The organism is Burkholderia sp. KCJ3K979, from assembly GCF_016759955.1.
GTDB classification, from domain to species: Bacteria; Pseudomonadota; Gammaproteobacteria; order Burkholderiales; family Burkholderiaceae; genus Burkholderia; species Burkholderia orbicola.
The window spans coordinates 1-667 of sequence record NZ_JACFYV010000454.1; the positions used below are offsets into that span (position 1 = coordinate 1).

Annotated in this window: 1 protein-coding gene; it reads left to right on the plus strand. The window is 60.6% G+C overall.

What is annotated here, in order from left to right:
- Positions 1–667, plus strand: a 667-nt coding sequence (locus tag H3O04_RS35585) for a hypothetical protein (RefSeq protein WP_202589539.1), incomplete at both ends; no start/stop codon positions are given.

The following is a 667-nucleotide window of genomic DNA, read 5'->3' on the forward strand; positions in this document are numbered from 1 at the left end:
CCGACGACAGACCCGTCGAAGTCGAAGTCGACAGCGAAGTGATCGAGCTATTAGCCGAGGACAGGCCCGTCGAGGTCGAGGTCGACAAGGACGTGATCGAGCTGTTGGCCGACGACAGGCCGGTCGAAGTCGAAGTCGACAGCGAAGTGATCGAACTGTTAGCCGACGACAGGCCGGTCGAGGTCGAAGTCGAGAGCGACGTGATCGAGCTGTTGGCCGACGACAGACCCGTCGAAGTCGAGGTCGAGAGCGACGTGATCGAGCTATTCGCGGACGAGAGGCCGGTCGAAGTCGAAGTCGACAGCGAGGTGATCGAGCTATTAGCCGACGACAAGCCCGTCGAAGTCGAGGTCGAGAGCGACGTGATCGAACTGTTAGCCGACGACAGACCCGTCGAAGTCGAAGTCGACAGCGAAGTGATCGAGCTATTAGCCGAGGACAGGCCCGTCGAGGTCGAGGTCGACAAGGACGTGATCGAGCTGTTGGCCGACGACAGGCCGGTCGAGGTCGAAGTCGACAGCGAAGTGATCGAACTGTTAGCCGACGACAGACCCGTCGAAGTCGAAGTCGACAGCGAAGTGATCGAGCTATTAGCCGAGGACAGGCCCGTCGAGGTCGAGGTCGACAAGGACGTGATCGAGCTGTTGGCCGACGACAGGCCGGTCGA